This window comes from Aquimarina litoralis, from assembly GCF_019295435.1.
Classification (GTDB): Bacteria; Bacteroidota; Bacteroidia; order Flavobacteriales; family Flavobacteriaceae; genus Aquimarina; species Aquimarina litoralis_A.
Map to the genome: position 1 here is coordinate 25,151 of NZ_WEKL01000052.1, position 6,136 is coordinate 31,286.

Annotated in this window: 4 protein-coding genes; all 4 read left to right on the forward strand. The window is 34.4% G+C overall.

Annotation, left to right across the window (positions count from 1 at the left end; translation table 11 throughout):
• The first annotated feature begins 97 nt into the window (after nucleotides 1-97).
• Entirely contained in the window at nucleotides 98-1,063 is a 966-nt protein-coding gene (locus GBO31_RS20170) for an ankyrin repeat domain-containing protein (RefSeq protein ID WP_219010279.1), read from the forward strand.
• 52 nt (nucleotides 1,064-1,115) lie between these two features.
• Complete coding sequence (locus GBO31_RS20175; RefSeq protein ID WP_219010280.1) at nucleotides 1,116-2,258, forward strand: serine hydrolase domain-containing protein; 1,143 nt, start codon at nucleotides 1,116-1,118, stop codon at nucleotides 2,256-2,258.
• Between the two features lie 15 nt (nucleotides 2,259-2,273).
• A complete protein-coding gene (locus tag GBO31_RS20180) occupies nucleotides 2,274-3,680 on the forward strand; it encodes a serine hydrolase domain-containing protein (RefSeq protein WP_219010281.1) in 1,407 nt (468 codons plus the stop codon).
• A gap of 345 nt (nucleotides 3,681-4,025) precedes the next feature.
• A partial coding sequence (locus tag GBO31_RS20185) for a carboxypeptidase-like regulatory domain-containing protein (RefSeq protein WP_219010282.1) occupies nucleotides 4,026-6,136 on the forward strand: 2,111 nt, incomplete at its 3' end.

Sequence of the window (6,136 nt, forward strand, 5' to 3'; positions counted from 1 at the left end):
TAGTTATGAAATGAGCCATTACAATCAGGTGATACTTACCAAAATGGTTATTGGCGAATTCCATTTCACAATTGAACAAAATTTAAAATACAAACAAATGAAAACATTAATCACCTTTTTAATCGTTCTATTGATGAGCGGTTTCGTTGCACATTCACAAACTTGTGAAGATCTTTTAGAAGCGGTACAAAACAATGATGAAACTAAAGTAGAAATGTTGTTAAAAACCGTGAACCCTAATTGTGCCTACAAGGGTAGCATTCAACCGAGAACTCCATTAGGAATGGCTGCCCAACAAGGAAATCTTACTATTGGGAAGCTACTATTCAAAGCTGGTGCTAAAACATCTTATCGATATAAATATGATGCCAGCGCACTAATGATTGCTGCTCAAAATGGCCATTATGAATTCYCAAAATACCTAATCGCAAAAGGTGCTAATGTAAATCGAAAAGTCGATGGAGATGGAACTCCATTAATGGCTGCAGTAAAAGGAAACAATACTAACATTGTGCAACTATTACTAAAAGAAGGAGCTAATCCTAATATCGAGGTTAAAGGAGATGGCAATCCCATCCAATTGGCTGGAGCATCTGGAAATATTGAAATCCTAAAATTACTTTTGGCTCATAATGGGAATATCGATAAAGAAACAATTGGAGATGGAACTGCTTTGATACACGCAGCAGCCAAAGGAGATCTTACCATGGTAAAAGCACTGATATCTCTTGGAGCAGATGTGAATAAAAAAAGTGATCGCGATGGAAATCCACTTATCGTTGCTTCTAAAAGAGGGCATCTAGAAATTGTACAATTCTTAGTCAACAAAGGTGCGAACGTAAATGCGTATGTGCCTGGAGATGAAACACCACTGATCGGAGCTTCATGGAACGGACATTTAGATGTGGTAAAATTCTTGGTAAATAATGGCGCGGATATCAATCGATCCGTTAGAGATAGTTATTCCTTACTTTCCGAAAAAAGAAGTGCGTTAAAAATGGCCAAGAGAGGAAATCACCAACAAGTGATAAGCTATTTGGTAGGTAAAGGAGCTGTGCGATAAATAGGGATCTAAACGACAATAACAATTCACAAATACTAAGGATCTGGTTCTTATGGCAATCAAAAAAATAATAGGTATGCTATGTGCTACTGCACTGCTGATAAGCATCATCGCTTTTTATAACCCAACTAATTCAAAGAATGATACTGGCAATAGTAGTATATCTGAACAAATTAAAACAAAGATTGAAGGGTATATTAAAAATGATGACTATCAAGGAGCAGTACTTATTGCAAAAGAGGGAAAAATAGTATTCAACAAAGCCTACGGTTTTGCGGATAGAGAACAAAAAATAGCAAACACCTCGCAAACGCAGTTTTTAATTGGTTCTTTAACCAAATCATTTGTAGCGGTATCTGTATTACAATTGGTAGAAGAAGGGTTATTGGATTTGAATGCTCCTATACAAAAGTATATTCCAGAACTTAAAGATGAACTGGCAAAGTCACTGACGCTTCATCTACTACTCAAACATCAATCTGGTTTGGCACCACATTTAGAAAGAATCACTGATTTTGAGGATAAGGATGTAAGCTCGAAAGAAATTATTGAAATTATCAACACTTCTTCGCTAGCATTTACGCCTGGCGAAGAATATCAATATTCTAACTTAAATTATACACTATCAGCAATTGCCATTGAAAATGTGACCAATAAACCCTATGCGCAAGTGCTACAAGAAAAAACCTTTATACCTTTAGAGATGAATCGTTCTGGAATTGAAAGAAAATCCAATTATCCAATAAAGCGCGCCAAAGGATATCGCAAAACAACTTTTGGTATTAAAAATGAAGAAAATATCGTTTCTTATGCTTTAGGTTCGGGTGATATATTCTCTACTGTAGAAGATTTATACAAATGGGATCAAGCTTTGTATAAAAACACGCTATTATCAGAGAAAAGTAAATCACTACTTTTTGATGGAGAAAACAGAGCATTCGGAAATTATGGTTATGGCTTTCGTATTACTGAGTATCAAAGAGGAAAAGCTCCTTTAAAGAATGGAATATTAATGCGACACGGAGGAACGATGGATGGATTTATGTCTAATCTACATAGATATTCTGACGACAAATTAACTGTTATTATTTTAGGAAATATCAGAACATTTCCCATAAGACAAATGACACGTGAGTTAAAAGAAATTGTACTAGGAATTCAGCCTGAAGATAGAATTCATTCAACCCACGAATAATAATTCATAAACATCATGAATATAAAACGAAGCAACTTTTTAATACTTTTTCTAGCTTTTAGTATACAAGCACAGCAAAAGATTCATAATATCCCTAATTCAGTAAGTTCACAAATTAAAATACTTGCTGAAGCTTTTTTAGCACAAACGCATACTGCAGGAATTTCAATTGCGATCAGTAAAGACGAAAAGCTGATCTATGCGGATGGATTTGGCTACGCCAATATAGAGGAGAATATCAAAATGGAGCCAGATATCCGAGTGCGTACAGCATCCGTAGCCAAAGTGATCACTGCTACTGCATTAGGGCGTTTGGCATCTGAGGGAAAGTTGGATTTTGATGCGCCTATAAAAACATATGTTCCTTATATAAATGAAGCCTATGCACATCTAACGACACGGCAATTAGCGGGACATACCGCTGGATTAGAACATCGACCCAAAGGAAATCGTTATAAAAAGAAGCAATACACTTCTATGAAAGAAACTGTAGAACTAATGAAAGCTCCACTTTTATTTCCACGAGATTCGAAGTATAAATATTCTACTCATGCATTTAATTTGTTAGCTGCGGTCATCGAAGGTGCTTCTGGAAAAACATATCTAACATATATGCAAGAAGAGATATTTGACCCTCTAGATATGTCTCATACCAAAGCAGAAAATATCAATGAACTATCTACAAAAGATGCGCAATTATATAGGGTAAAAAACAATCAACTAAAAAAGGAAACACTAACCAATGGTAGTTATAAAATTCCTGGAGCTAGTTTTAGAAGCACTGCTATAGATTTAGTAAAAATGATAAATGCATACAGTACTAATTTTATTTCAGAAGCTGTTGTAGCAGAAATGTTTAAAAGCCATCAATTGCTAGATGGTACAAAAACCAATGTGGGAATTGCTTGGCGTACCTCTATTGATCCTTTTGGAAACAAAGTTATTGAGCATGCGGGCAATTGGTTAGGCGCTAGAACTGTAGTTGCCTATTTCCCAGAAGAAAATCTAAGCATTGCGCTGATGGTCAATACCAGTTGTCAAGTTCTTATTGAAGAAACTGCACATATATTTGCTCAAATCGTGAGAGAGCATCATAAAACCAATTCACTTCTAAGTATAAAAAATCAAGACATCGAGTTAACGTTTAACTCCAATAAAGGTTCAGAAGAATTTAAAGGAACGCTTTCTTTTGATCAAAAAAATGGCTTGTTAGAAACTACAAATGATAACTTTTTAAAATCCAATCCGATATACTATTTAGGCAGTAAAGATCATTATACATTAGCCACACAATATGGTCTTTTATACTTAAGTCTTCTAGAAAAAGAGTCCCTAGAAGGGAATTTGTATACCTATTTTAATAGACAATCTGTAAATCCAAAGGAAGAAAAACCTATTGCAACTTTTAAAAGTATACGCTAAAATTCATAATAATTACAAGACAAAATAAACAGTTTTGAACGTTTGGTTTTTGAAATCCAATGCTTGTTTTTGAAAAAACACAAGCAACCATAAACACTTCTTATTTAGGTTTTTACAAATCTTTTATCAAAGAAAACCAAAAAAACGAGGGTAATAAATTTCACGCTACAGGAACTTATATGTAGACGAATATCGTAATCGGAAAAAGCAATACGGCTTTGCAGAATCTTAAGAACGATAGGTCTTATCTAAAAAAAATTGGTATGCATTTTGTGACAGGAAATCAAGATTCCCAATACAGAAATTTGTAAACCTACACACTAACTCTAATACTGTTTTGTAACTATGAAATTAAAACTTGTACTCTTATTTATTTCCACATTTTTTATCAATGGTTTTTTATTTTCTCAATATGAAATCACAATAGATGCCTATATTTTAGACAGCGAAACCAAGCAACCTATTCCATATGTGAATGTTGGTTTTATGAACAAAGGTATTGGTACTGTAAGTGACCATAACGGGCATATCTTCTTGCAATATGATGAAGAAAAAGTAGGATCAAAAAGTGTCTTCCAACTTTCGAGTTTAGGATATAAAACGATTCAATTATCATCACAAGAATTGTTTAAAATCTTTGATAAGAATAATACGATTTCTATGGAGCCTTCGTCTATTAATTTGGAAGCTGCTGCGATTACTTCAGAAAAGAGAAACAAGAAAATTGTTGGGAATGTATACAAACCTAATGGTTCAATGGGATATTGGAAAGACACCAAATCCTTAGGTGCAGAAATTGGTACAAGAATTAGAATTAGTCATAAAAACACGAAACTACATCAGCTACAATTTCATGTACTCGAAAATAGTACTGATAGCTTATTGGTACGTGTAAATGTTTATGAATCTACGAGAAAAGTTCCTGGCAAAAATATACTTGCGCATAATATTTATCATACCATTACTAACAAAAAGGGAATAGAAACCGTTGATCTTTCAGACTATAACATCCTTGTGGATGATGATATTATGGTAAGTCTGGAACTTGTGAAAGTTTTTGGTGAAGACATTGAATTTTCTATCGCTGCGTCTGAAGAAGGTCGATCGTATTTACGAAATGTAAGTCAGGACGAATGGGATGTACTTAAAGACACAGGAATGGCATTTAACATGGACATTTCTTACCCTGCAGAAGAAAGTAAACTAAGAAAAAGAGAGATGCCAAAAGATATTGTATTGTATTGGGATACTTCTTTTTCTGCAGAAAAAAATGATCCAACTACTACTATACAACTTTTACAAGCTTATGTAAAGAAAATCAATAACGCTACGATTACCTTAGTTCCGTTCTCTAATCATATCCACAATCCACAAAAATTTATAGTACAAAACGGTACAAACGATCGTCTTTTTGGCACACTGAATAGTATGGCATATAACGGTGCTTCAGACTTTGAGTCACTTTTTAAAGAAGAAATCACACCAGATCAGTATATCGTTGTGAGTGATGGACATGCTACTTTCGGCACACCAAATCCAATGTATGACGTTCCTGTTTTTTATATAAATCACACACCAAACGCTAATGATAATCTCCTACATGAAGCTGCTATACAAAGTGAAGGATATTATATCAATCTCACTAAAGTTTCTTTGGATCAGGCTATCACAAACATGTTACATGAACTAGAGGATAACTCKACTTACCAAATATCGACTCCAGAATATGTAAAAGGTTTGGTGACTTCAGGAGGGAAACCTGTGCAAGGTTGTAAAGTAACTGTAAAAGGAACATTAAATCAGGTGTTTACAGATGCAAACGGATCCTTTTCTATTAATGCATCTGATGATGATGTATTGACATTTGATTTTTTCGAAATGATCCCTCAAGCGATAACGCTAGATACCACTAAAAACATTCTTATAGACCTTGAACCCAATCATACGGTATTGGATGAAGTGGTTGTAGATGCCGAAAAGGAAAATGATCAGGAAGAAATGGTCATTGATATGTATGGAAACAAAGTTAAAAGAGAAAGAATTGGATATGCATTGAAAACTTTATATGAAGAGGATTTCCCAGAGTCCGCTATATTTTTATCAGATTTAATACGATTCCGCTTTCCAGGAGTAAGAGTTATAGGTTTTGGGGATAACGCATTTTACCAAGTACGAGATGAGCTTACGCTTAATAATACCTTATCACGATTTGGATCCAGAAATAATAATGTTACTATCCTTGATGGACTTAAAACTTCAACAAGAAATTTTATAGGTGGAAATGAAGTCGGTCAACCGTTATTTGTAGTCGATGGTATTCCTTTTCCTGAACCACCAACATATTTATTTCCTGCTCAGATACATTCTATATCCATAGTCACTGGAATGTCGGGAAGTGCAAGATTTGGAGAAGCTGCGAGAAATGGAGTTTTTATTATCAATACCAAATTGAGAAA